Below are 22,549 nucleotides of genomic sequence, written 5' to 3'. Positions count from 1 at the left end.
TCGAGCTCCCTTGCTCGGTGCACGCTGTTAATGAGCGTTAACGCATGTACCGCCTAGGTTAACGACCGCTAACGGCCCTGTCTAGAATGGTGTCCCATGAGCACCAGTGCGCCCGCCCCGACCCGTCGCGAGCAGATCCTCAGCGAGGCCGCCCGCCTCTTCGCGGCGCGCGGGTTCCACGGCGTCGGAGTCGACGAGATAGGGGCCGCGGTCGGCATCAGCGGCCCCGGCCTCTACCGGCATTTCGCGGGCAAGGACGCCATGCTGGCCGAGCTGCTGGTCGGCATCAGCGAACGGCTGCTGACCGGCGGCCGGCGCCGGGTGGAGGAGGCGGCGGGCGACCCCGCGCTGGTCCTGTCCTCCCTCATCGACGGGCACATCGACTTCGCGCTCGACGACCGCGCGCTGATCACGGTGCACGACCGGGAGCTCGACCGGCTGCGCGACGCCGACCGCAAGCTCGTGCGCCAGCTGCAGCGCCAGTACGTGGAGCTGTGGGTGGAGGTCGTACGGGAACTGCACCCCGAGGTCGGCGAGGCGGAGGTGCGCGTCTGCGTGCACGCCGTCTTCGGCCTGCTGAACTCCACCCCGCACCTGGCCGCCCTGGGGCGCGAGGCGACCGAATCCCTCCTGCGGCGGCTCGCGCACGGGGCGTTCGGGGCGCTGACGGTGTGAACCGGCGCGTCCAGCCGTCGGGATGGGCGCGCCGCCTGCGCCGCGGCGGCGGCAGAATGGGGCGCATGCCGAAGCCGATAGAGACGCCCGTCCCCAGCCGCGCCGAGCTCGTCGACCACCTGGTCCGCACGCGCATCGCGGGACAGGTCGCCACCCCGCGCGAGAACAACCTCTCCCACTACCGCAAGCTCGCCAACGGAGACCGGCACTACTGGCTCGGACTGGAGCTGGGCGACCGCTGGACCGACGAGCAGGACGTGCTCGCCGTGATGGCGGAGCGCTGCGGCGTCGTGGACGACCCCGCGCACCGCTTCGGCCAGGACACCATCGACCCGGAGCTGACGGTGGCCGGCCTGGACCGGCTCGCGGCCCGGCTGCGCAAGGCCGCGCTGGACCGGCAGAGCGTCCTGCTCGCCACCGGGCACCCCGGCGGGCTGCTGGACGTCCACCGGGCCACGGCGGCCGCCCTGCGGGCGGCGGGCTGCGAGATCGTGGTGATCCCGGCCGGGCTCACCGCCGACGAGGGCTCGGTGTGGCAGTTCGCGGACGTCGCGGTGCTGGAGCGGGGCGCGACTCTGTGGCACACCCACTCGCCGGAGCCGATGGCCGCGATCCTGGACGGGCTCGCCGCGGCCGGCCGGCCGCAGCCGGACCTGGTCGTCGCCGACCACGGCTGGGCGGGCTGTGCGGCGCAGCGGGGGCTGGACGCCGTCGGGTACGCGGACTGCAACGACCCGGCGCTCTTCCTCGGCGAGGCCGAGGGCACCCTCGAGGTGGCGGTCCCGCTCGACGACCACGTCCGCGACCCGCGCTTCTACGACCCGCTGGTGGCCTACCTGCTGTCCACGGCCGGGCTCCTGGAGGAGTAGGCGTACCGGCCCGCGCGGCGGCCGCGGGCGTCAGGTGCGCGGTACGCGGACCACGCCCTCCTGGATGACGGTGACGGCCAGGCGCCCGTCCTGGGTCCAGATGCGGGCCTGGCCCAGGCCGCGCCCGGCGGCCGCCGACGGCGACTCCTGGTCGTACAGCAGCCACTCGTCCGCCCGGAAGGGCCGGTGGAACCACATCGCGTGGTCCAGGGAGGCGCCGACCACGTCGCCGACCGCCCAGCCGCCGCGCCCGTGCGCGAGCAGCACCGAGTCCAGCAGGGTCATGTCGGAGACGTAGGTCGCCAGGCAGGTGTGCAGCAGCGGGTCGTCGCCGTCCAGCTTGCCGGCCGTGCGGAACCACACCTGCGAGTGCGGCTCCCGCGGTTCGCCGACGCTGCCCCACGGCGGAGTCGTCGCGTACCGGAGGTCGACCGCGCCGCGGGCCTCGATCAGCCGCTCCACCGTGTCGGGGTCGCGGAAGGTCTCCCGGTACGCGGGCAGCGACTCGGCGGCGGTCGGCAGGGTCTCCGGATCCGGCGCGGCGGGCATCCGGGCCTGGTGGTCCAGGCCGTCCTCGTAGGTCTGGAAGGACGCGGACAGGTGGAAGATCGGCTTGCCGTGCTGGACGGCGACCACCCGGCGCGTGGTGAAGGAGCGGCCGTCGCGGATCCGGTCCACCGAGTAGACGATGGGCGCGCCCGGGTCCCCGGCACGCAGGAAGTACGAGTGCAGCGAGTGCGCCGTGCGGTCCCCGGGCACGGTGCGGCCGGCCGCGACCAGTGCCTGGGCCGCGACCTGACCGCCGAAGACGCGCGGTACCACCGCCGAACGGCTGGTGCCGCGGAAGATGTCCTCCTCGATCTGCTCGAGGTCGAGCAGATCGAGGAGCGTCGTCAGAGCCTCGTTCATGGGGGGAAGGGTAGGTGCCCCGACCGCCTTACAGGCCCATGGACTTGGCGATGATGGACTTCATGACCTCGCTGGTGCCGCCGTAGATGCGGTTCACGCGGTTGTCGGCGTACAGGCGGGCGATCGGGTACTCGTTCATGTAGCCGTAGCCGCCGTGCAGCTGGAGGCACTTGTCGATGACGCGGTGGGCGACCTCGGTGCAGAACAGCTTCGCGGAGGCGGCCTCGGCGGCCGTCAGCTCGCCGGCGTCCAGGGCCTCCAGCGCGCGGTCGGCGACGGCCTCGGCGGCGTCCACCTCGGCCTGGCAGGAGGCCAGTTCGAACTTGGTGTTCTGGAAGTGCGCGACGGGCTTGCCGAAGACGGTGCGCTCCGTCACGTACTGCTGGGCGAACCGGACGGCGGCCTTGGCCTGCGCGTAGGCGCCGAAGGCGATGCCCCAGCGCTCGGAGGGCAGGTTGGCGCCGAGGTAGTAGAAGCCCTTGTTCTCCTCGCCGAGCAGGTCCTCGACCGGGACCTTGACGTCGACGAACGCCAGCTCGGCGGTGTCGGAGGTGCGCAGGCCCAGCTTGTCCAGCTTGCGGCCGACGGAGTAGCCCTCCGACTTGGTGTCCACGGCGAAGAGCGAGATGCCGAAGCGGCGGTCCTGCTCGCTCGGAGCGGAGGTGCGGGCGCAGACGATGACGCGGTCGGCGTGCACGCCGCCGGTGATGAAGGTCTTGGCACCGTTGAGGACGTAGTGGGTGCCGTCCTCGGAGAGCTTCGCGGTGGTCTTCATGCCCGCGACGTCGGAGCCGGTGCCCGGCTCGGTCATGGCGAGCGCCCACATCTCCTCGCCGGTGACGAACTTCTCGAGGTAGCGCTTCTTCTGCTCGTCGTTGGCGAGCATCTTGATGTAGGGCAGGGCGAGCAGCACGTGCACGCCGGAGCCGCCGAAGTTCACGCCCGCGCGCGAGGTCTCCTCGTAGAGCACGGCCTCGAACTTGTGGGTGTCCAGGCCGGCGCCGCCGAACTCCTCGGGCACGTTGATGCCGAAGACACCCAGCTCGCCGAGCTTGTAGTAGAAGTCGCGCGGCGCCTGACCCGCGGCGAACCACTCGTCGTAGACCGGGACGACCTCGGCCTCGATGAAGGCGCGGATGGTCTCGCGGAACGCCTCGTGGTCCTCGTTGAATACGGTACGGCGCACGGCCGACTCCTCTCGGTGGCGGCGCGACGCCGCTTATACCTAAGCGCTTGCTCAGATTAAGTTACCGGCGGGTCGTCGTCCGTGTCCAGAGCGGGATCGACCCTCAGTGCGAACCGTCCGCACGGGAAGGCGGGGCGGGCCCGCGTCAGTCGCCCGGCTGCGGGGACCGGACGGGAGCCGGACCGCTGCCCGTCCCCCGGCCTCCGGCCCAGCGCAGGGCGAACCACAGCTCCATCCGGACGTCCGGATCGTCCAGGTCCCGCTCCAGCAGCTCCGCGCAGCGGGCCACGCGCTGGCGCACGGTGTTGCGGTGCACACCCAGGTCCGCGGCCGTGCGGTCCCAGCCGCCGTGGTGGGCCAGCCAACCGCGCAGGGTGTCGCGCAGGGCGGGCGGCAGCGGTGCGAGCAGGGCCTCGGCGTGGGCGCGGGCCTCCGCCTCGCCGACCAGGCCCGCGAAACCGGGGTCGGAGTGCCGGGCCAGCGGGGTGCGGGCCGCCTCCGCGCGGTCCAGGGCGCGCGCGGCCTGCGCGTCGGCGGCGGCCAGGGCGCCGGGCGCGGCCGGGGCGCTGACCCCCAGCCGCCACCCCGGCTGCGGCGTCGGCTCCCGGTCGGTCAGCAACCGCACGCCGCCCTCGTACGGATCGAGCAGTACCGTGCCGAGCGCGTCCCCCAGGGCCTGCGGGTCGCCGGTTCCACGGGCGTGGACCACGTGCCAGGGTCCGGGTGCCAGCGCGCGGGCGGGGTCGCCGCCGAGCAGGAGCCGGGTCAGGGCGGAGGCCTCGTCCCGGGCCGGGCGGTTCGCCGTGAGCAGGGTCAGCAGGACGGCGGCGACGGAGGCGATGGTGTGGTCGCCCGGCGCCCGGCCCGGGGTGGCGAGGGCCAGCACCCGGCCGCCGCCCACCGCGTAGGCCGCCAGGTGCGTCCCGGCCAGGGTGTCGGTGGCGGTCGCCGCGGCACCGGGAGCCACCCGGAGTCCGAGCGCCCCCACGGCGGCCCGCACCTCCGCCCCGGGCGCGCCCCCCGCACTCCGCACCACGCTCCACCCGGACTCGGACCGCGGTGCGGGCGCCGGGTCCGGTGCGAGAAGGCCCGCCCAGCCGCCCAGGCCCGCCGCCAGGCGGGCGAGGACCGCGGGGACCGGGTCGGGGCGGGCGGCCGCCGCCGCGAGGGACTGCTGCGCCTCCGTGACGCGGCGCAGCTCCCGCGTACGGGCCTCCTCCATCAGCCGCCACACCGCCCGGCCCACGGCGGTGAACGGCGTCGCGGGCGGCACCTCGACCAGCGGCAGCCCGTGCCGGGCGCAGGCCTCGACCAGGGCGCGCGGCACCGTCTCGTGCACCGGGGTGACGCCGAAGCCGACGGCGGCCGCCCCGGCCCGCACCAGCCGCTCGACGTACGGCCCGGCGTCCGCCCCGCCGCCCGGAGGGCCGCCACCGGCGCCCGCCTCCGCCTCCGCCCCCGCCAGGCCCGCGCCCGCCGTCAGCAGCAGCTCCCCGCCCAGCAGGTAGGGGGACGGGTCCGCCATCTCCGAGGCGTGCACCCCGTGCACCTCGGCCTCGGCGGGCCCCGCCAGCCGGCGCAGGCCCAGCTCGCCGTCGGCGAGCAGGCGTGCGAGGGCGACCGGCGGGGTGGGAGGCGCCTCCATGGATACTCCGTACACATCGGGGGGTGCTGATGGATGAAACGTACACTTCGCGGCCCCCGGGCACCGGCTTACGCTCGAAGGACCGCACCCGTCAGGCCAGAGAAAGAGGCACAGCCATGAGCACGCAGCCGCGCGGCCCCGTCGACTCCTCCCGCATCCCGCGCTACGCGGGTCCCGCGACCTTCGCCCGGCTGCCCCGCCTCGACGAGGTCGGCTCCGCCGACGTCGCCGTCGTCGGCGTGCCCTTCGACTCCGGTGTGTCCTACCGTCCCGGCGCCCGCTTCGGCGGCAACGCGATCCGCGAGGCCTCGCGCCTGCTGCGCCCGTACAACCCCGCCCAGGACGCCTCCCCCTTCGCCCTCGCGCAGGTCGCGGACGCCGGCGACATCGCCGTGAACCCCTTCAACATCAACGAGGCCGTCGAGACGGTCGAGGCCGCGGCCGACGAGCTGCTCGGCGCCGGCTCCCGCCTGATGACCCTCGGCGGCGACCACACCATCGCCCTGCCGCTGCTGCGTTCGGTCGCCAAGAAGCACGGCCCGGTGGCGCTGCTGCACTTCGACGCGCACCTGGACACCTGGGACACCTACTTCGGCGCCGAGTACACCCACGGCACCCCGTTCCGCCGCGCCGTCGAGGAGGGCATCCTCGACACCGAGGCGCTCTCGCACGTCGGCACCCGCGGCCCGCTGTACGGCAAGCAGGACCTGGACGACGACGCCAAGATGGGCTTCGGCATCGTCACCTCGGCCGACGTCTACCGCCGCGGCGCCGACGAGGTCGCCGACCAGCTGCGCCAGCGCATCGGCGACCGGCCCCTCTACATCTCCATCGACATCGACGTGCTGGACCCGGCCCACGCGCCCGGCACCGGCACCCCGGAGGCGGGCGGCATGACCTCCCGCGAGCTGCTGGAGATCATCCGCGGTCTGTCCTCCTGCAACCTCGTTTCCGCCGACGTGGTCGAGGTGGCCCCGGCGTACGATCACGCGGAGATCACCTCGGTCGCGGCCTCGCACACCGCGTACGAGCTCACCACGATCATGAGCCGACAGATCGCGCAGTCGAAGGGCAAGTAAGTCACGTGACGCACGACCACGACCTGGTTCTCCGTCCCACCGAGGCCCAGACGGCCGCCGCGCTGGCTCCGCCGCCGGGCCGCACGGGCGGGGACCTGGTCGTGGAGACGCTGCGTTCGCTGGGCGCGACCACCGTCTTCGGGCTGCCCGGCCAGCACGCGCTGGCCGTCTTCGACGCGGTCGGCCGCTCGGACCTGCGCCTGGTCACGCTCCGCACGGAGAACAACGCCGGCTTCGCGGCGGACGCGTACGGACGCCTCACCGGCGAGGCCGTGCCGCTGATGTTGTCGACGGGGCCCGGTGCGCTGATGGCGCTGCCCGCCCTCGCCGAGGCGGCCGCCGCCTCCGCGCCCGTGCTCGCCCTGTCCTCCCAGGTGCCGGCGGCGGGCCTGGGCGGCGGGCGCCGGGGGTACCTGCACGAGCTGCGCGACCAGTCGGCGTCCTTCCGGGACGTGGTCAAGTCCGTCCACGTCGCCCGCACCGCCTCCCAGATCCCCTCCGCGGTCGCGGAGGCATGGGAATCGGCGCTGACCGCACCGCACGGCCCGGTCTGGGTGGAGATCCCGGCGGACGTGCTGACCGCCGAGACGCTGCTCCCGCAGGTCACCGCCATGGACGCGACCCCGCACGAGCTCGCCCCGCGCCCGGAGCTGACCGCCCTCGCCGCGCACTGGCTGTCCGGGGCCGCCCGCCCGGTGATCGTCGCGGGCGGCGGGGTCGTCCGCTCCGACGCGGCCGGCAAGCTCCGGCAGCTGGCGGAACGCCTGAACGCCCCCGTGGTCACCACCTTCGGCGGCAAGGGCGCCTTCCCCTGGACCCATCCGCTGTCCCTCCAGTCCTGGCTGGAGGACCGCCACATGACCGACTTCCTGGAGGACGCGGACGTCCTCCTCGTCGTCGGCTCGGGACTGGGCGAACTGTCCTCGAACTACCACACGTTCCTCCCCGCCGGCCGGATCGTCCAGATCGAGGCGGACCTCGGGAAGCTGGAGTCCAACCACCCGGCCCTCGGCATCCACGCGGACGCCCGCCTGGCCCTCCAGGCCCTGCTGGAGACCGTGGACGAGCGCCCGGACCCGTACGCCCCCGACCGCGTGCGGATGGTCCTCTCGGCCATCGCGGACCGCCTGTCCACCCAGGACGTCGCCCTGGAGCAGGAGCTCCTGGCCTCGATCCGGGCCGCCCTGCCGCCGCGCTCCCCGTCCTTCTGGGACATGACCGTCCTCTCGTACTGGGCGTGGTCGGCCTTCGACCCCGGCCACCCCAACACCATGCACTCGGCGCAGGGCGCGGGCGGCCTCGGATACGCCTTCCCCGCGGCCCTCGGGGCGGCGGTCGCCGAGCCGGGCACGCCGGTCCTCGCGGTCTCCGGCGACGGCGGCGCCATGTACTCGCTCGCGGAGCTGGCCACGGCCCGTCAGCACGACCTGGACGTCACCTGGCTGATCGTGGACGACGGCGGCTACGGCATCCTGCGCTCGTACATGGAGGACTCCTTCGGCCGCACCACCGCCACCGAACTCACCCGCCCCGACTTCGCCGCGCTGGCGGAATCCTTCGGCGTCCCCGCCTGCCGGACCTCCCCGGAGAACCTCCGCACGGACCTCGCGAAGGCCCTCGCCGCGCCGGGCCCCTCGGTGGTGGTGCTTCCGGTCGACCTGCGCATGTTCGCCCCGACGCACGTATAGGCGCCCCCGGTGGCGCGGCACCGCGCAAACCCGTTCGAATGATTGCGGCGGGATGAATTCCGCCGGTCCGGGCGTTGGCGCATGCGGCAGGGACAGGACGAGCGGGGAGGCACCACGTGACGGCGGCTGGCGGGAAACAGGGCTGGGCCAAGAGGCTGACCGCCTACACCTGGCGGTACAAGGCCAACGTGCTCCTCGCGCTCGGCTCCTCGCTCGGCGGCATGGCCGTCATGGCGCTCGTGCCGCTGGTCACCAAGGTGATCATCGACGACGTCATCGGGGACCGGTCCAAGCCCATGGGGCCCTGGGCGGGCATGCTCATAGCCGCCGCCCTCCTCGTCTACGCGCTGACCTATGTCCGCAGGTACTACGGCGGGCGGCTCGCCCTCGACGTCCAGCACGACCTGCGCACCGACATGTACGACTCCATCGCCCGCCTCGACGGGCGGCGGCAGGACGAGCTGTCCACCGGCCAGGTCGTCGGGCGGGCCACGAGCGACCTCCAGCTGATCCAGGGTCTGCTCTTCATGCTCCCGATGACCATCGGGAACTTCCTGCTCTTCGGAATATCCCTCGGCATCATGCTGGCGCTGTCCCCGCTGCTGACGCTCGTCGCGCTGCTGATGGCCCCCGCCCTGTGGTTCATCGCCAAGCGCAGTCGCAAGAAGCTCTTCCCCGCCACCTGGTACGCCCAGGGCCAGGCCGCCGCCGTCGCGGGCGTCGTCGACGGCGCCGTGACCGGTGTCCGCGTGGTCAAGGGCTTCGGCCAGGAGGAGCAGGAGACCGCCAAGCTGCGCACCGCCGGACGGGGGCTGTTCGCCGCGCGGATGCGGACCATCCGGCTGAACTCCCGCTACACGCCGGCCCTCCAGGCGGTCCCCGCCCTCGCCCAGGTCGCCATGCTGGCGCTCGGCGGCTGGATGGCCACCCGCGGCCAGGTCACCCTCGGCACCTTCGTGGCCTTCTCCACCTACCTCGCCCAGCTCGTCGGCCCCGTCCGGATGCTGGCCATGGTGCTGACGGTGGGGCAGCAGGCACGGGCCGGCGTGGAGCGCGTCTTCGAGCTCATCGACACCGAGCCCGTGATCCGGGAGGGCACGCGGGAACTGCCCGCCGACGCGCCCGCCACCATCGCCTTCGAGGACGTCCGCTTCGGCTACGACCCCGAGCGGCCCGTCCTCGACGGGTTCTCGCTCTCCGTCGCCGAGGGGGAGACCATCGCCGTCGTCGGCGCCTCCGGCAGCGGCAAGTCCACCGTCTCGCTGCTCCTGCCGCGCTTCTACGACGCCGACGCCGGAAGCGTCCGCGTCGGCGGACACGACGTGCGCGAGCTGACCTACGCCTCCCTGCGCGCCGCCATCGGCCTGGTGCCCGAGGACTCCTTCCTCTTCTCCGACACCATCCGCGCCAACATCGCCTTCGGGCACCCCGGGGCCACCGACGAGCAGATCGAGGCCGCCGCCCGCGCCGCCCAGGCCGACGGGTTCGTCCGCGCGCTGCCCGCCGGCTACGACACCAAGGTCGGCGAGCAGGGGCTCACCCTCTCCGGTGGCCAGCGCCAGCGCATCGCCCTCGCCCGGGCCATCCTCACCGACCCCCGGCTGCTCCTCCTCGACGACGCCACCTCGGCCGTGGACGCCCGCGTCGAGCACGAGATCCACGAGGCCCTGCGCTCGGTCATGGCCGGCCGGACCACCCTGCTGATCGCCCACCGCCGCTCCACGCTCGCCCTGGCCGACCGGATCGCCGTACTCGACCACGGCCGGCTCTCCGACCTCGGCACCCACGAGGAGCTGGAGCACCGCTCCGCCCTCTACCGCAGGCTGCTGACCGACCCCGACGCGCTCGGCGCGGGCTCGCCGCGGACCCGCGAGGCCCTGCCGATGGCCGAGTTCGAGCGGGACATCGAGCGGGACATCGAACTCGAAGCGGAGATCGACTCCGAGCCGGTCAGCGCCAAGCGCCGGGTCGCCGACGGGATCACCCCCGAGCTCTGGAGGCGGCAGGAGGAGTCCGACGGCGCCGGCTCCTCCTCCGCCCCCGGCACGTCCGCCCAGCTCCCGCCGGGCGGACCGCCGGCCACCCCCGAGCTGCTCGCCCAGCTCGCCGCCCTGCCGCCCGCCGACGACCGGCCCGACGTGGACGAGACCCGCGCCGCGGCCGCCGAGGAGAGCTACGGCCTGCGCCGCCTGCTGCGCGGGTTCTGGGCGCCGCTGGCGCTCAGCCTCGCTCTCGTCGCCGTCGACGCGGGCTCCGGGCTGCTCCTGCCGATCATGATTCGGCACGGCATCGACCAGGGCGTGGAGAAGGCCGCCCTGGGCGCCGTGTGGGCGGCCGCCGCCCTGGCGCTCGCCGTCGTGGCCGGGCAGTGGGCGGCGCAGTTCGCCGAGACCCGGATGACGGGCCGGACCGGTGAGCGCGTGCTGTACGCGCTGCGCGTGAAGATCTTCGCCCAGCTCCAGCGCCTCGGCCTCGACTACTACGAGCGCGAGCTGACCGGCAAGATCATGACCAGGATGACCACCGACGTGGACGCCCTGTCCAGCTTCCTGCAGACCGGGCTCGTCACCGCCGTCGTCTCCGTCTTCACCTTCTTCGGCATCCTCGCCGCGCTGCTCGTCCTCGACGTCGAGCTCGCCCTGATCGTCTTCGCCACCCTGCCGGTGCTGGTGGTCGGCACGATCGTGTTCCGCCGCAGGTCGGTCGCCGCGTACGAGCTCGCCCGGGACCGGGTCAGCCTGGTCAACGCCGACCTCCAGGAGTCCGTCGCGGGGCTGCGCATCGTCCAGGCCTTCCGCCGCGAGGGCTCGGGCGCCCGCCGCTTCGCGGAGCACAGCGACTCCTACCGCGAGGCCCGGGTGCGCGGCCAGTGGCTGATCTCCGTCTACTTCCCGTTCGTGCAGCTGCTGTCCTCCGGGGCCGCGGCCGCCGTGCTGATCGTGGGCGCGGGCCGGGTCGAGGCGGGCACGCTCACCACCGGCGCCCTGGTCGCCTACCTGCTCTACATCGACCTCTTCTTCGCCCCCGTCCAGCAGCTGTCCCAGGTCTTCGACGGCTACCAGCAGGCCACCGTCTCCCTCGGCCGCATCCAGGGGCTGCTGCGCGAGCCGACCACCACCCCGCGCGCCGAGCGGCCGCTCGCGGTGCCCGAGCTGCGCGGCGAGATCGCCTTCGAGGACGTCCACTTCGCCTACGGCACCGCCGAGGAGCGGGGGGAGAAGGGCGAAGCGCTGGCCGGAATCAGCCTGAGCATCCCCGCCGGGCAGACCGTCGCGTTCGTCGGGGAGACCGGAGCCGGCAAGTCCACGCTGGTCAAGATGGTGGCCCGGTTCTACGACCCGACCTCGGGCCGGATCACCGCCGACGGCGCCGATCTGCGGGAGCTGGACCTGACGGCCTACCGCCACCGGCTCGGTGTCGTCCCCCAGGAGCCCTACCTCTTCCCCGGCACCGTCCGCGACGCCATCGCCTACGGACGGCCCGACGCCGAGGACGCCGAGGTGGAGGCCGCCGCCCGCGCGGTCGGCGCCCACGACATGATCGCCACGCTCGACGGCGGCTACCTGCACACCGTGGCCGAGCGGGGCCGCAACCTGTCCGCCGGGCAGCGCCAGCTGATCGCGCTGGCCCGGGCCGAGCTCGTCGACCCGGACGTGCTGCTGCTCGACGAGGCCACCGCCGCCCTGGACCTCGCGACCGAGGCGCAGGTCAACCAGGCCACCGACCGGCTCGCGGGCAAGCGCACCACGCTTGTGGTGGCGCACCGGCTGACCACGGCCGCGCGCGCCGACCGGGTCGTGGTCATGGACCGCGGCCGCGTCGTCGAGGACGGCACCCACGCCGAACTCCTGGCGCGCGGCGGCCGGTACGCGCGGCTGTGGCGCACCTTCGTCGGGGAGGACGAGAAGGCCGCGGCCTGACCGCCGCCGGGCGGGTCAGAGCTCGCCGAAGAACAGGTTGCCGGGGGCGTCCTCATCAGTGCCGGTGTAGTACTCCCGCGGGGCGTCGAGGAGTTCGTCCACGGTGAGGGTGCCGTCCCCGTCGGCGTCGATCCGCCGGAACAGCGCCTCGGCGTCACCGGGGCCCAGTTCCGTGCCGAAGGCCTCCTGGGCCAGGTGGAACTCCTCCGGGCTGATGCGCCCGTCGCCGTCGGTGTCGACCACCGTGAGGACCGCCCGCACCATCGGCCGGAACGAGCGGTCGTAGGCGGGACCGCCCTGCGCGTACAGCCATGTCATGCCCACCTTGTACTCCTCGGGCGTGACCTTGCCGTCCCGGTCGTTCGTCACGGGGTTGTGCCCTTCACGGCTACGCAACACGAGGGATGGGCAACCCAGCGTAATCGCCTCCCGTCGTGAACTCCCCTCCTCCCCCCGGAACGTGGCGCATGCACCCCTACGGGCGACGGCCCCCGCCGCACCCGGCCGGATCCCGTGCCGGCGGAGGGGCCCAACTAGGTCTGTTCAGACGTGCGTTCGCCCCGCTAGGTTCACCGCGACCGAAGTGAACTCAAGGGGAGTGTGCATGCGCAAGACGCTCGGATGGCTGCTGTCGCTCGTGGTGCTCATCGGCACCATGGGCGCGGCCGGCTCCACGGCACAAGCGGCCACCGCCGCGCAGCCCGCGGCCGCCACGGACATCAAGGACCAGATCCTCGGCATTCCCGGGATGAGCCTGATAGAGGAGAAGCCGTACCCCGGCTACCGCTTCTTCGTACTGAACTACGAGCAGCCGGTCGACCACCGCAACCCGTCCAAGGGCACGTTCAAGCAGCGCCTGACCCTGCTGCACAAGGACGTCTCCCGCCCGACGGTGTTCTTCACCTCCGGCTACAACGTCAACACCAATCCGCGCCGCAGCGAGCCGACGACCATCATCGACGGCAACCAGGTGTCCATGGAGTACCGGTTCTTCACGCCCTCCCGGCCCACCCCGGCCGACTGGCAGAACCTGGACATCTGGCAGGCCGCCAGCGACCAGCACCGCATCTTCGGCGCCCTGAAGAAGATCTACCCCAGGAACTGGCTGTCCACCGGCGGCAGCAAGGGCGGCATGACGGCGACGTACTACGAGCGCTTCTACCCGCGCGACATGGACGGTGTCGTCGCCTACGTCGCGCCCAACGACGTCGTCAACAAGGAGGACTCGGCCTACGACCGGTTCTTCGCCAAGGTCGGCACCAAGGAGTGCCGCGACAGGCTGAACGCGGTGCAGCGCGAGGCGCTGGTGCGCCGCGAGCCGCTGGAGGCCAAGTACGCGGCCGCCGCCGCCGCGAACGGCTGGACCTTCACCACCGTCGGCAACCTCGACAAGGCCTACGAGGCCGTCGTACTCGACTACGTGTGGGCCTTCTGGCAGTACAGCCTGCTCGCCGACTGCGCGTCGATCCCGACCGCCGCCACCGCGAGCGACCAGGAGATCTGGGACTCGATCGACGCGATCTCCGGCTTCTCCGCCTACGCCGACCAGGGTCTGAGCACGTACACGCCGTACTACTACCAGGCCGGCACGCAGCTCGGATCGCCCGACATCAAGCAGCCCCACCTGGGCAACCTGAGCCGCTACGGCTACCAGCCGCCGCGCAACTTCGTGCCCCGCGAGATCCCCATGACCTTCCAGCCGGGAGCCATGAAGGACATCGACGGCTGGGTGCGCGAGCACGCGAACCAGATGCTGTTCGTGTACGGGCAGAACGACCCGTGGGGCGCCGAGCCGTTCCGCATCGGCTACGGGGCCCGCGACAGCCACGTGATGATCGCGCCGGGCGCCAACCACGGAGCGAACGTCGCCCAACTGCTCGACGGGGAGCGCGCCCTGGCGACCGCGAAGATCCTGCAGTGGGCCGGGGTCGCCCCGGCCGCCGTGATCGCCGACGAGGCGAAGGCGGCGCCGCTGGCCGCGCCGGACGCCCAGCTCGACCGGCGCGACCTGGAGCGCGAGCCGCAGCTGCGGCCCTAGGCCCTGGCCACGGACCGCGGACCACGCGGCGGCCGCCACGGGCCGGCTCGGGTGCCTCTCGCACGTCCGGTGCGAGAGGCACGAGCCAGTGCTGTGACCCCGGCACTAGTACGCCAGCCCGTGGCCCAGCGGGTAGCGGCCCGGCACCGGGACCGGGAGGCGGCCGGCCGGCCGCGCCGCGCCGGTGAGCACCCGGGCGGCCGCCCGCATCTCCACGTCCGTCCAGGAGTACGTCGCCACCTCCGCCGCGCAGGCCGGCAGCCGGGCCGGGTCGTAGGGGTTGCGCATCGCGACCACGACCACCGGCACCCCGGTGGCCAGCAGGTCCGCCACCAGGGTGCGCTGGGCGTTCTCCTCCTCGGGCACGTTGTAGGTGCACACCAGCACCGCCGCGTGACCGGGCGCCGCGGCCGCCGCGCGGGCGGGCGGCAGGGCCGTGGCCCGGCAGCCCAGGGCCGTCAGCTCCCGCGCGAGGACCGCCGTCGGGGGGCCCGTGGTGCCGCTGGGGGAGACCGGGTCCGCCCCGGTGACCAGCAGCCGGGGGGCGGACGGGGCGTCGAGCGGCAGCAGCCCGGCGGGATTGGCCAGGACGGTCGTCGTCCGCTCCGCGATCGCGTCGGCCGCCGCGAGGTGCTCCGGGGTGCCGACCGTCCCGTCCACCCTGCCGGCCGAGGTGCCCGCGCCGTCGAACAGGCCCCGGCGCGCCTTCAGTTCCAGGATCCGCAGCACCGACGCGTCGATCCGCTCCCGGGTCAGCTCGCCGCTCTCCACGGCCGCCAGCACGCTGCGGTGGGCGAGTGCGAGGTCCGGCGGGTTCAGCAGCTGGTCGCAGCCCGCCAGCAGGGCCAGCACCGGCACCCGGTCGTCCCCGTACTTCTGGCGGACCCCGGCCATGTCGAGCGCGTCCGTCACCACCACCCCTCCGAAGCCCAGACGTTCGCGCAGGATGCCGGTCACGATCGGCCGGGACAGTGTCGCCGGGTCTCCGGAGGGGTCGAGGGCGGGGAAGACGATGTGCGCCGTCATGACCGCGTCCACGCCCGCCTCCACCGCGGCCCGGAACGGCGGTTCGTCCAGCTCCTCCCAGGCGGCCCGGCTGTGCCGCATCACCGGGAGCCCGACGTGGCTGTCGGTCTCGGTGTCCCCGTGTCCCGGGAAGTGCTTCGCGGTGGCCGCGACCCCGGCCGCCTGGTAGCCGCGGACCTGCGCGGCGACCAGCTCCGCCACCGCCGCGGGGTCGGAGCCGAAGGACCGTACGCCGATCACCGGATTGGCCGGATTCACGTTGACGTCCGCGACCGGCGCGTAGTTCTGCCGGATCCCCAGGGCGGCCAGCTCGTCCCCCGCGATGCGCGCGGCGCGCCGGGCGTCGGCGGTGGAGCCCGTCGCTCGGTGCTGCGCGCCCAGCGCCATCGCCCCCGGGAACAGGGTCGCCGGCCGGCCGACGCGGGCGACGGCGCCGTGCTCCTGGTCGGTGGAGAGCAGGAGCGGGACACCGGGCCGGGAGGCGAGGGCGGCCTGCTGGAGCCCCGCCGAGAGGGCCGCGATCTGGTGCGGGGTACGGGTGTTGTGGGCCCAGCCGAAGTAGATGACCCCGCCCAGGTGGTAGCGGGCGACGACCTCGGCCGCCGTGCGCACCCCGAACAGCTCCAGGTTCTTCGCGGCGTCCGCCGGGTCGGGTTCGGTCGCGGAGTGCCCGTACGCCCGGGACACGAAGAGCTGACCGACCTTCTCGGCGAGGCTCATCGCGTCGACCAGGCGGCGCACCGACCGGCCGGGTGCGCGGCCGGGCGCGTGCCCGTCGTCCGTGGGGCGGGGGGCGCCCGCGGCGTCGTGGGCGGCGCAGGCGGGACCGGCGCCCCCGACGGCCACCAGGGCGGCCGCGGCGAGCAGGGTCCGGCGTGAGGCGTGGTTCGGCACCCGCCGGACCCTACTGCGAGGGCGCCCGCGAGGGGTGGCGGACACTCGGAGGTCAGGCCGGATGACCCGTTCGTGCGGTCCAGTGCTCCCGCAGGGTCCGCACCGCCTCGGTGATCGCGGGCCGGCGGGCCGCCCCGGACCGCCACAGCGCGTACAGCCGGCGTACCGGGCCGGGCTCCAGCGGGACGGCCACCGCGCCCGCCGGGAGCGCGCCGGTGCCCAACCGGGGCACCACGGCCACCCCGAGCCCGGCCGCCACCAGGGCGACGATGGTGTGGTTCTCCTCCGCCACGTGGGCGATGTCGGGCTCGAAGCCGGCCGTGCGCAGGGTCCGCACCAACCAGTCGTGGCAGACCCGACCCGGCGGCTGGCACACCCAGCGCTGACCGCCGAGGTCCGCCCGCCGGATGACCTCCCGGGCGGTGAAGGGGTGCCCGGCCGGGACCACCAGCTCGCACGGGTCGTCGCCGATCACCGCCTGTTCGACCCCCTCGGGCGCCGGCAGCGGGGCGATGTCCCAGTCGTGGGCCACCGCCAGATCGGTGACGCCCCGGGCCACCAGGTCCACCGACAGGTGCGGGTCCACCTCCGTGAGGCGTACGTCGAGCGCCGGATGACGGTCGGCCAGATCGGCCAGCACCCCCGGCAGCAGCCCCCGCGCGGCCGAGGCGAACGCCGCCACGCTCAGGCGTCCGCTCGGCGCTCCGCGCCGCTCCTCCAGGGTGGTCTCGGCGCGTTCCACGATGGCCAGCAGCTCCCGGGCCGTGTCGGCCAGGTGCCGGGCCTCCTCGGTGAGCGCCACCCCGCGCCCGCGCCGCTCCAGCAGGGTGGTGCGGGTCTCCCGCTCCAGCTTGGAGATCTGCTGCGAGACCGCGGAGGGGGTGTAGCCGAGGGCGGCGGCCGCCCCCGCGACCGAACCGTGGACCGAGACGGCGTGCAGGGCGCGCAGCCGGGCGAGATCGAGCATGGCCTCATCGTGGCACTCCGCGCGATCCGTAAGCAACGCTTCATCCATCGCGGAAGGGATCCGCGCTGGTGCTACACGATCGGGCGGCCGATGCTCGGAGCATGCGTCCCGTACACACCGCTCTCGCCGTGCTCGTCGCCGCCGTCTGGGGGTTCAACTTCGTCGTCATCGAGATCGGCCTCGGCCACTTCCCGCCGCTGCTGCTGTCCGCCCTGCGCTTCCTCGTGGCGGCCCTGCCCGCCGTGTTCTTCGTCGGGCGCCCCAAGGTCGCCTGGAAGTGGGTCCTGGGGGTCGGCCTGGCCCTGGGCATCGCCAAGTTCGGCCTGCTCTTCACCGGCATGGCCGCCGGGATGCCGGCCGGGCTGTCCTCCCTCGTCCTCCAGGTCCAGGCCGTCTTCACCGCCGTGCTCGCCGCGGCCGTCCTGCGCGAACGGCCCGGCCGGCTGCGGCTGCTGGGGATGGGCGTCGCGCTCGCCGGGATCGCCGTGGCCGCGGCGGACGGCGGGACGTCGGGACCGGTGCTCGGTTTCACCCTGGTCGTCGCCGCTGCGGCCTGCTGGGGCGTCTCCAACGTCCTGACCCGCAAGGCGTCCCCGCCCGACGCGCTGAACTTCATGGTGTGGGTGTGCGCGGTGCCGGTGCTTCCCCTGTTCGGGCTCTCGCTGCTGCTGGAGGGCCCCGACCGGGACCTGGCCGCGCTGCGCGGCCTGGACTGGTCGGGGGCCGCCGTCATCGGCTACGTGGCCTGGGTCTCCACCGTCTTCGGCTTCGGCGCCTGGGGCTACCTGCTGCGCCGCTACCCGGCCTCCTCGGTGGCGCCGTTCTCCCTGCTGGTCCCGGTGTTCGGGATGTCCTCGGCGGCCCTGGTCCTCGGGGAGCCGGTCCCGGGACCGCGCTGGCTGGCGGCCGTACTGCTGGTCGGCGGCGTGGCCCTCACCTCGTGGGCGCCCTCGCGGCGCGCGCCCACCGCGGCGGTTCCGGCCGGACCGGTGACGGCCGGACCGGCGGGTCCGGCCCCGTCGGCTCCGCCGCGCACGAGCGGTGCGGCGCCGACGTGCCGTACGGCCGTTCCGCGGTCGGGGTGAACCGCTACTTCCGACCGCCGAGGATCTGGCCGAGCAGGTCGCCGAGGCCGGCGCCGGCGCCCCCGGCGGGGGCCGCGCCGGGCGGGGGCGGGCCCGCGGTGCCGGCGCCGGACGCGGCGCCGGCGCCCTTGCCCGCCGCCGCGCGCCGGGCGAAGACGGTCAGCAGCACCGGGATCAGCATCTCGATGACCCGGCCGACGGCGGGGGCGGGGATGCCGGTCTTCTTCGAGACGGCGTCGGCGACCGGCCGGCTCACCTTGGCGAGCACCCCGGCCATCAGCCCGCCGCCCAGCAGCCCGCCGCCGAGCGTGGCGACGCCCTGCAGCGGCGGCTCGGCCACCTCCGCGACGGCCCGGCGGACCTCGTCGTCGCCCTCGGCGTCGGCCTTCTGCCGGAGGCTGCCGGTCATCGCACCCACCGTCTGGGCGACGGTGTCCCGGGCACCGGCGGTGTCGGTGCCGAGCACTCCGGCGATCTCGGTCAGCCGGTCTTCGCCGAGTTCGCCGAGCACGTCGTCTTGGATCGAGGATTCGCTCATGCCGGAAACGCTACGTTCAGGAGGATTTGACGGCACCTCGGATGGACCTTCGGGTAACGGAAACATAAAACTCCGGTTCCCGGTGCAACCCTGCGCGTCCCCAGGCGGTCGTACGGTGCGTCGGGGCTTCCGGGAGGGGATCTGGGGGGATCGGGAAGTCCGGCGAGGGAGGGGTAACCGTGAGGGGGTCCGGCCGCGAGGCCGGGCCCCCTTCTGGTGTTCCGGACGCCTTTCCACAGGCGGGCCGGGCTGTCGGCGCCAGGCGGTAGCGTCGGGGCATGGCAACGAACGGGGCACAGGCGCAGTCCGTGCAACTGGCTGTGGTCGAGGGCGTGCTGGAGCGCATCACCTATGCCAACGAGGAGAGCGGCTACACGGTCGCCCGCGTCGACACCGGCCGCGGCGCCGGCGACCTCCTCACCGTCGTCGGCTCCCTGCTGGGCGCCCAGCCCGGAGAATCCCTGCGCATGGAGGGCCGCTGGGGCTCCCACCCCCAGTACGGCAGGCAGTTCACCGTCGAGAACTACTCCACCCTGCTCCCCGCCACCATCCAGGGCATCCGCCGCTACCTCGGCTCCGGCCTGATCAAGGGCATCGGCCCGAAGATCGCGGACCGCATCGTGGAGCACTTCGGCACCGCCACCCTCGACGTCATCGAGGACGAGCCGAAGCGGCTGATCGAGGTGCCCGGGCTCGGCCCCAAGCGGACCAGGATGATCGGGGCGGCCTGGGAGGAGCAGAAGGCCATCAAGGAGGTCATGGTCTTCCTCCAGGGCGTGGGCGTCTCCACCTCCATCGCGGTGCGCATCTACAAGAAGTACGCCGACGCCTCCATCTCGGTGGTGCGGAACCAGCCCTACCGGCTCGCCGCCGACGTGTGGGGCATCGGCTTCCTCACCGCCGACCGCATCGCCCAGGCCGTCGGCATCCCGCACGACAGCCCCGAGCGGGTCAAGGCCGGGCTCCAGTACGCCCTGTCCCAATCCGCCGACCAGGGGCACTGCTTCCTGCCCGAGGACCGGCTCATCGCCGACGGGGTCAAGCTCCTCCAAGTGGACACCGGGCTCGTCATCGACTGCCTGGCCGAACTCGCCGCCGACCCGGAGGGCGTCGTACGGGAACCGGTGCCCGACCCGCAGGGCGGGCCGGATCCCCTGACGGCCGTGTACCTGGTGCCCTTCCACCGCGCGGAGCTGTCGCTGGTCGGCCAGGTGCGCCGGTTGCTGCGCGCCGAAGAAGACCGGATGCCCGGATTCCAGGACGTGGACTGGGACAAGGCGCTCGGCTGGCTCGCCGGACGGACCGGCGCCACGCTCGCCCCCGAGCAGCGCGACGCGGTCCGGCTCGCGCTGACCCGCAAGGTGGCCGTCATGACCGGCGGCCCCGGTTGCGGCAAGTCCTTCACCGTGCGCTCCATCGTCGAGCTGGCGCGGGCCAGGAAGGCCAAGGTGGTCCTCGCCGCCCCCACCGGCCGGGCGGCGAAGCGGCTGGCCGAGCTCACCGGGGCCGAGGCGTCCACGGTGCACCGGCTGCTGGAGCTCAAACCCGGCGGGGACGCGGCGTACGACCGGGAACGCCCGCTGGACGCGGATCTCGTCGTGGTCGACGAAGCCTCGATGCTGGACCTGCTGCTGGCCAACAAACTGGTCAAGGCGGTGGCGCCGGGCGCCCACCTGCTGCTGGTCGGGGACGTGGACCAGCTGCCGTCGGTCGGCGCCGGCGAGGTGCTGCGCGACCTCCTGGCCGAAGGCGGCCCGGTACCGGCCGTCCGGCTGACCCGGATCTTCCGGCAGGCCCAGCAGTCGGGCGTGGTCACCAACGCCCACCGGATCAACACCGGCGTGCCCCCGATCACCGACGGGCTGCCGGACTTCTTCCTGTTCCCCGAGGAGGACACGGAGGCGGCGGGCGTGCTCGCCGTGGACGTGGCGGCCCGGCGGATCCCGGCCAGATTCGGGCTCGACCCGCGGCGCGACGTCCAGGTGCTCGCGCCCATGCACCGCGGCCCGGCCGGCGCCGGGAACCTCAACGGCCTGCTCCAGCAGGCCATGACCCCGGCCCGGCCGGACCTGCCGGAGAAGAGGTTCGGCGGCCGGGTCTTCCGGGTGGGCGACAAGGTCACCCAGATCCGCAACAACTACGACAAGGGGGCCAACGGCGTCTTCAACGGCACGGTGGGCGTGGTCACCGGCCTCGACCCGGACGAGCAGCGCCTGACGGTCCGGACGGACGAGGACGAGGACATCGACTACGAGTTCTCCGAGCTCGACGAGCTGGCCCACGCCTACGCCGTCACCATCCACCGCTCCCAGGGGAGCGAATACCCCGCGGTCGTGATCCCGGTCACCACCGGTGCTTGGATGATGCTCCAGCGCAATCTGCTCTACACGGCGGTGACCCGGGCGAAGAAACTGGTCGTCCTCGTCGGGTCCCGCAAGGCCCTCGGGCAGGCGGTGCGTACCGTTTCCGCAGGCAGGAGGTACACAGCGGTCGCGGCGCGACTGTCCGGCCGGATACCGGTGGGAAACATCACCTAAATGATCGATCATTTGGGGTTCCCCGACCGGTGCGAAGGGGGCAGGATGAGCAGCTTGACGGCACTCAGTGCCGTTCAAAGCACCAAAGGCCGACCCCGAGTGCACTCTCCTGCGCCAAATGGGGGAAGGTAGAGGCAGTCAGGGCACCTCGAAGAAGAGGCACTACGTCGGTGAGGGATGACGTGAGCGACAACTCTGTAGTACTCCGGTACGCGGACGGTGAATACACCTACCCGGTGGTCGAGAGCACCGTCGGTGACCAGGGCTTCGACATCTCGAAGCTGAGGGCCCAGACCGGGCTCGTCACGCTGGACAGCGGCTACGGCAACACGGCGGCCTACAAGTCCGCGATTACCTACCTCGACGGCGAGCAGGGCATCCTGCGCTACCGCGGTTACCCGATCGAGCAGCTGGCGGAGCGCTCGACCTTCATCGAGGTCGCCTACCTGCTGATCAACGGTGAGCTGCCGACCGTCGACCAGCTCGCGTCGTTCCGCAACGAGATCACCCAGCACACGCTGCTCCACGAGGACGTGAAGCGCTTCTACGACGGCTTCCCGCGTGACGCGCACCCGATGGCGATGCTGTCCTCCGTGGTCAGCGCGCTGTCGACGTTCTACCAGGACAGCCACAACCCGTTCGACGAGACGCAGCGCAACCTCTCCACGATCCGGTTGCTGGCCAAGCTGCCGACGATCGCGGCCTACGCGTACAAGAAGTCGGTCGGCCACCCGGTGGTCTACCCGCGCAACGACCTCGGCTACGTCGAGAACTTCCTGCGCATGACCTTCTCCGTGCCGGCCCAGGAGTACGACCTGGACCCGGTCGTGGTCTCGGCGCTCGACAAGCTGCTGATCCTGCACGCGGACCACGAGCAGAACTGCTCGACCTCCACCGTGCGCCTGGTCGGCTCCTCGCAGGCGAACATGTTCGCCTCGATCTCCGCCGGCATCTCGGCCCTGTGGGGTCCGCTGCACGGCGGCGCCAACCAGTCGGTGCTGGAGATGCTCGAGGGCATCAAGAACGACGGCGGCGACGTCGACGCCTTCATCCGCAAGGTGAAGAACAAGGAGGACGGCGTCCGGCTCATGGGCTTCGGACACCGCGTCTACAAGAGCTTCGACCCCCGGGCGAAGATCATCAAGGCGGCGGCGCACGACGTCCTCTCGGCGCTCGGCAAGAGCGACGAGCTGCTCGACATCGCGCTCAAGCTGGAAGAGCACGCGCTGGCCGACGAGTACTTCGTCTCGCGCAACCTCTACCCGAACGTGGACTTCTACACGGGTCTCATCTACCGCGCGATGGGCTTCCCGACCGAGATGTTCACCGTGCTCTTCGCGCTCGGCCGGCTCCCCGGCTGGATCGCCCAGTGGCACGAGATGATCAAGGAGCCGGGTTCCCGCATCGGCCGCCCGCGCCAGATCTACACGGGCGAGGTCCTGCGCGACTTCGTGCCCGTCGAGGCCCGCTGACCCGAGGCCCTCGCGCCACCC

At 73.2% G+C, this 22,549-nt stretch carries 16 protein-coding genes; 9 read left to right on the top strand and 7 right to left on the bottom strand.

The features are described 5' to 3' along the window. Positions 1 to 96 precede the first annotated feature (96 nt). Both AC07FY_RS29175 and AC07FY_RS29170 read left to right on the top strand, forming a co-directional pair. Positions 97 to 675 carry an SACE_7040 family transcriptional regulator gene (locus tag AC07FY_RS29175; protein ID WP_479012127.1) on the top strand — a complete coding sequence of 193 codons (579 nt, stop codon included), beginning with the start codon at positions 97 to 99 and terminating at the stop codon, positions 673 to 675. Between the two features lie 56 nt (positions 676 to 731). After that, the gene (locus tag AC07FY_RS29170) at positions 732 to 1,544 is read left to right on the top strand and encodes a phosphatase (protein ID WP_479012124.1); all 813 of its coding nucleotides are present in this window, start codon (positions 732 to 734) and stop codon (positions 1,542 to 1,544) included. Between the two features lie 30 nt (positions 1,545 to 1,574). On the opposite strand, the gene AC07FY_RS29165 is transcribed toward AC07FY_RS29170, so the two are convergent. The 3 genes from AC07FY_RS29165 to AC07FY_RS29155 form a co-directional block, all read right to left on the bottom strand. After that, on the bottom strand, positions 1,575 to 2,453 hold the full coding sequence (locus tag AC07FY_RS29165) for an acyl-CoA thioesterase (RefSeq protein WP_479012122.1): 879 nt from the start codon (positions 2,451 to 2,453) through the stop codon (positions 1,575 to 1,577). A 28-nt stretch (positions 2,454 to 2,481) separates the two neighbouring features. Then, positions 2,482 to 3,639: an acyl-CoA dehydrogenase family protein gene (locus AC07FY_RS29160; RefSeq protein ID WP_479012119.1), complete on the bottom strand. Its 1,158-nt coding sequence runs from the start codon at positions 3,637 to 3,639 to the stop codon at positions 2,482 to 2,484. A 145-nt stretch (positions 3,640 to 3,784) separates the two neighbouring features. Then, on the bottom strand, positions 3,785 to 5,284 hold the full coding sequence (locus tag AC07FY_RS29155; protein WP_479012116.1) for a PucR family transcriptional regulator: 1,500 nt from the start codon (positions 5,282 to 5,284) through the stop codon (positions 3,785 to 3,787). A 116-nt stretch (positions 5,285 to 5,400) separates the two neighbouring features. Here AC07FY_RS29155 and speB point away from each other — a divergent pair, with 116 nt between their 5' ends. The 3 genes from speB (at position 5,401) to AC07FY_RS29140 (ending at position 11,971) form a co-directional block, all read left to right on the top strand. Then, entirely contained in the window at positions 5,401 to 6,363 is a 963-nt protein-coding gene (gene speB / locus AC07FY_RS29150; RefSeq protein WP_361713502.1) for an agmatinase, read from the top strand. 5 nt (positions 6,364 to 6,368) lie between these two features. Next, complete coding sequence (locus AC07FY_RS29145) at positions 6,369 to 8,051, top strand: thiamine pyrophosphate-binding protein (RefSeq protein WP_479012113.1); 1,683 nt, start codon at positions 6,369 to 6,371, stop codon at positions 8,049 to 8,051. A gap of 116 nt (positions 8,052 to 8,167) precedes the next feature. Continuing rightward, the gene (locus AC07FY_RS29140; protein WP_479012110.1) at positions 8,168 to 11,971 is read left to right on the top strand and encodes an ABC transporter ATP-binding protein; all 3,804 of its coding nucleotides are present in this window, start codon (positions 8,168 to 8,170) and stop codon (positions 11,969 to 11,971) included. 15 nt (positions 11,972 to 11,986) lie between these two features. Here the strand turns inward: AC07FY_RS29140 and AC07FY_RS29135 are convergent, their stop codons facing one another. Continuing rightward, entirely contained in the window at positions 11,987 to 12,340 is a 354-nt protein-coding gene (locus tag AC07FY_RS29135) for an EF-hand domain-containing protein (RefSeq protein ID WP_479012107.1), read from the bottom strand. Positions 12,341 to 12,575: 235 nt separating this feature from the next. On the opposite strand from AC07FY_RS29135, the gene AC07FY_RS29130 reads away from it, so the two are divergent. Beyond that, a complete protein-coding gene (locus tag AC07FY_RS29130; protein WP_479012104.1) occupies positions 12,576 to 14,009 on the top strand; it encodes an aminopeptidase in 1,434 nt (477 codons plus the stop codon). 105 nt (positions 14,010 to 14,114) lie between these two features. On the opposite strand, the gene AC07FY_RS29125 is transcribed toward AC07FY_RS29130, so the two are convergent. Continuing rightward, positions 14,115 to 15,929, bottom strand: a complete 1,815-nt coding sequence (locus AC07FY_RS29125; RefSeq protein WP_479012102.1) for a glycoside hydrolase family 3 protein — start codon at positions 15,927 to 15,929, stop codon at positions 14,115 to 14,117. A 52-nt stretch (positions 15,930 to 15,981) separates the two neighbouring features. Beyond that, positions 15,982 to 16,896 carry a LysR substrate-binding domain-containing protein gene (locus AC07FY_RS29120; RefSeq protein WP_479012099.1) on the bottom strand — a complete coding sequence of 305 codons (915 nt, stop codon included), beginning with the start codon at positions 16,894 to 16,896 and terminating at the stop codon, positions 15,982 to 15,984. A 101-nt stretch (positions 16,897 to 16,997) separates the two neighbouring features. Between AC07FY_RS29120 and AC07FY_RS29115 the strand changes: the two genes are divergently transcribed. Continuing rightward, positions 16,998 to 17,981, top strand: coding sequence for an EamA family transporter (locus tag AC07FY_RS29115; protein ID WP_479012096.1), 984 nt, complete (start codon positions 16,998 to 17,000; stop codon positions 17,979 to 17,981). Between the two features lie 4 nt (positions 17,982 to 17,985). On the opposite strand, the gene AC07FY_RS29110 is transcribed toward AC07FY_RS29115, so the two are convergent. Beyond that, entirely contained in the window at positions 17,986 to 18,519 is a 534-nt protein-coding gene (locus AC07FY_RS29110; protein ID WP_479012095.1) for a DUF937 domain-containing protein, read from the bottom strand. A gap of 278 nt (positions 18,520 to 18,797) precedes the next feature. On the opposite strand from AC07FY_RS29110, the gene recD2 reads away from it, so the two are divergent. Next, positions 18,798 to 21,056 carry an SF1B family DNA helicase RecD2 gene (recD2, locus tag AC07FY_RS29105; RefSeq protein WP_479012092.1) on the top strand — a complete coding sequence of 753 codons (2,259 nt, stop codon included), beginning with the start codon at positions 18,798 to 18,800 and terminating at the stop codon, positions 21,054 to 21,056. Between the two features lie 182 nt (positions 21,057 to 21,238). Further along, positions 21,239 to 22,528: a citrate synthase gene (locus AC07FY_RS29100; protein ID WP_030029946.1), complete on the top strand. Its 1,290-nt coding sequence runs from the start codon at positions 21,239 to 21,241 to the stop codon at positions 22,526 to 22,528. Positions 22,529 to 22,549: the final 21 nt, after the last annotated feature.

This window comes from Streptomyces sp. NPDC045967, from assembly GCF_056430495.1.
This window is presented reverse-complemented; position numbering and strand designations above follow the sequence as displayed.

Coding starts and splice junctions, on each gene's coding strand:
- AC07FY_RS29175 (WP_479012127.1), top strand. CDS start 97: ATGAGCACCAGTGCGCCCGCCCCGACCCGTCGCGAGCAGATCCTCAGC.
- AC07FY_RS29170 (WP_479012124.1), top strand. CDS start 732: ATGGGGCGCATGCCGAAGCCGATAGAGACGCCCGTCCCCAGCCGCGCC.
- AC07FY_RS29165 (WP_479012122.1), bottom strand. CDS start 2,453: ATGAACGAGGCTCTGACGACGCTCCTCGATCTGCTCGACCTCGAGCAG.
- AC07FY_RS29155 (WP_479012116.1), bottom strand. CDS start 5,284: ATGGAGGCGCCTCCCACCCCGCCGGTCGCCCTCGCACGCCTGCTCGCC.
- speB (WP_361713502.1), top strand. CDS start 5,401: ATGAGCACGCAGCCGCGCGGCCCCGTCGACTCCTCCCGCATCCCGCGC.
- AC07FY_RS29130 (WP_479012104.1), top strand. CDS start 12,576: ATGCGCAAGACGCTCGGATGGCTGCTGTCGCTCGTGGTGCTCATCGGC.
- AC07FY_RS29120 (WP_479012099.1), bottom strand. CDS start 16,896: ATGCTCGATCTCGCCCGGCTGCGCGCCCTGCACGCCGTCTCGGTCCAC.
- AC07FY_RS29115 (WP_479012096.1), top strand. CDS start 16,998: ATGCGTCCCGTACACACCGCTCTCGCCGTGCTCGTCGCCGCCGTCTGG.
- AC07FY_RS29110 (WP_479012095.1), bottom strand. CDS start 18,519: ATGAGCGAATCCTCGATCCAAGACGACGTGCTCGGCGAACTCGGCGAA.
- recD2 (WP_479012092.1), top strand. CDS start 18,798: ATGGCAACGAACGGGGCACAGGCGCAGTCCGTGCAACTGGCTGTGGTC.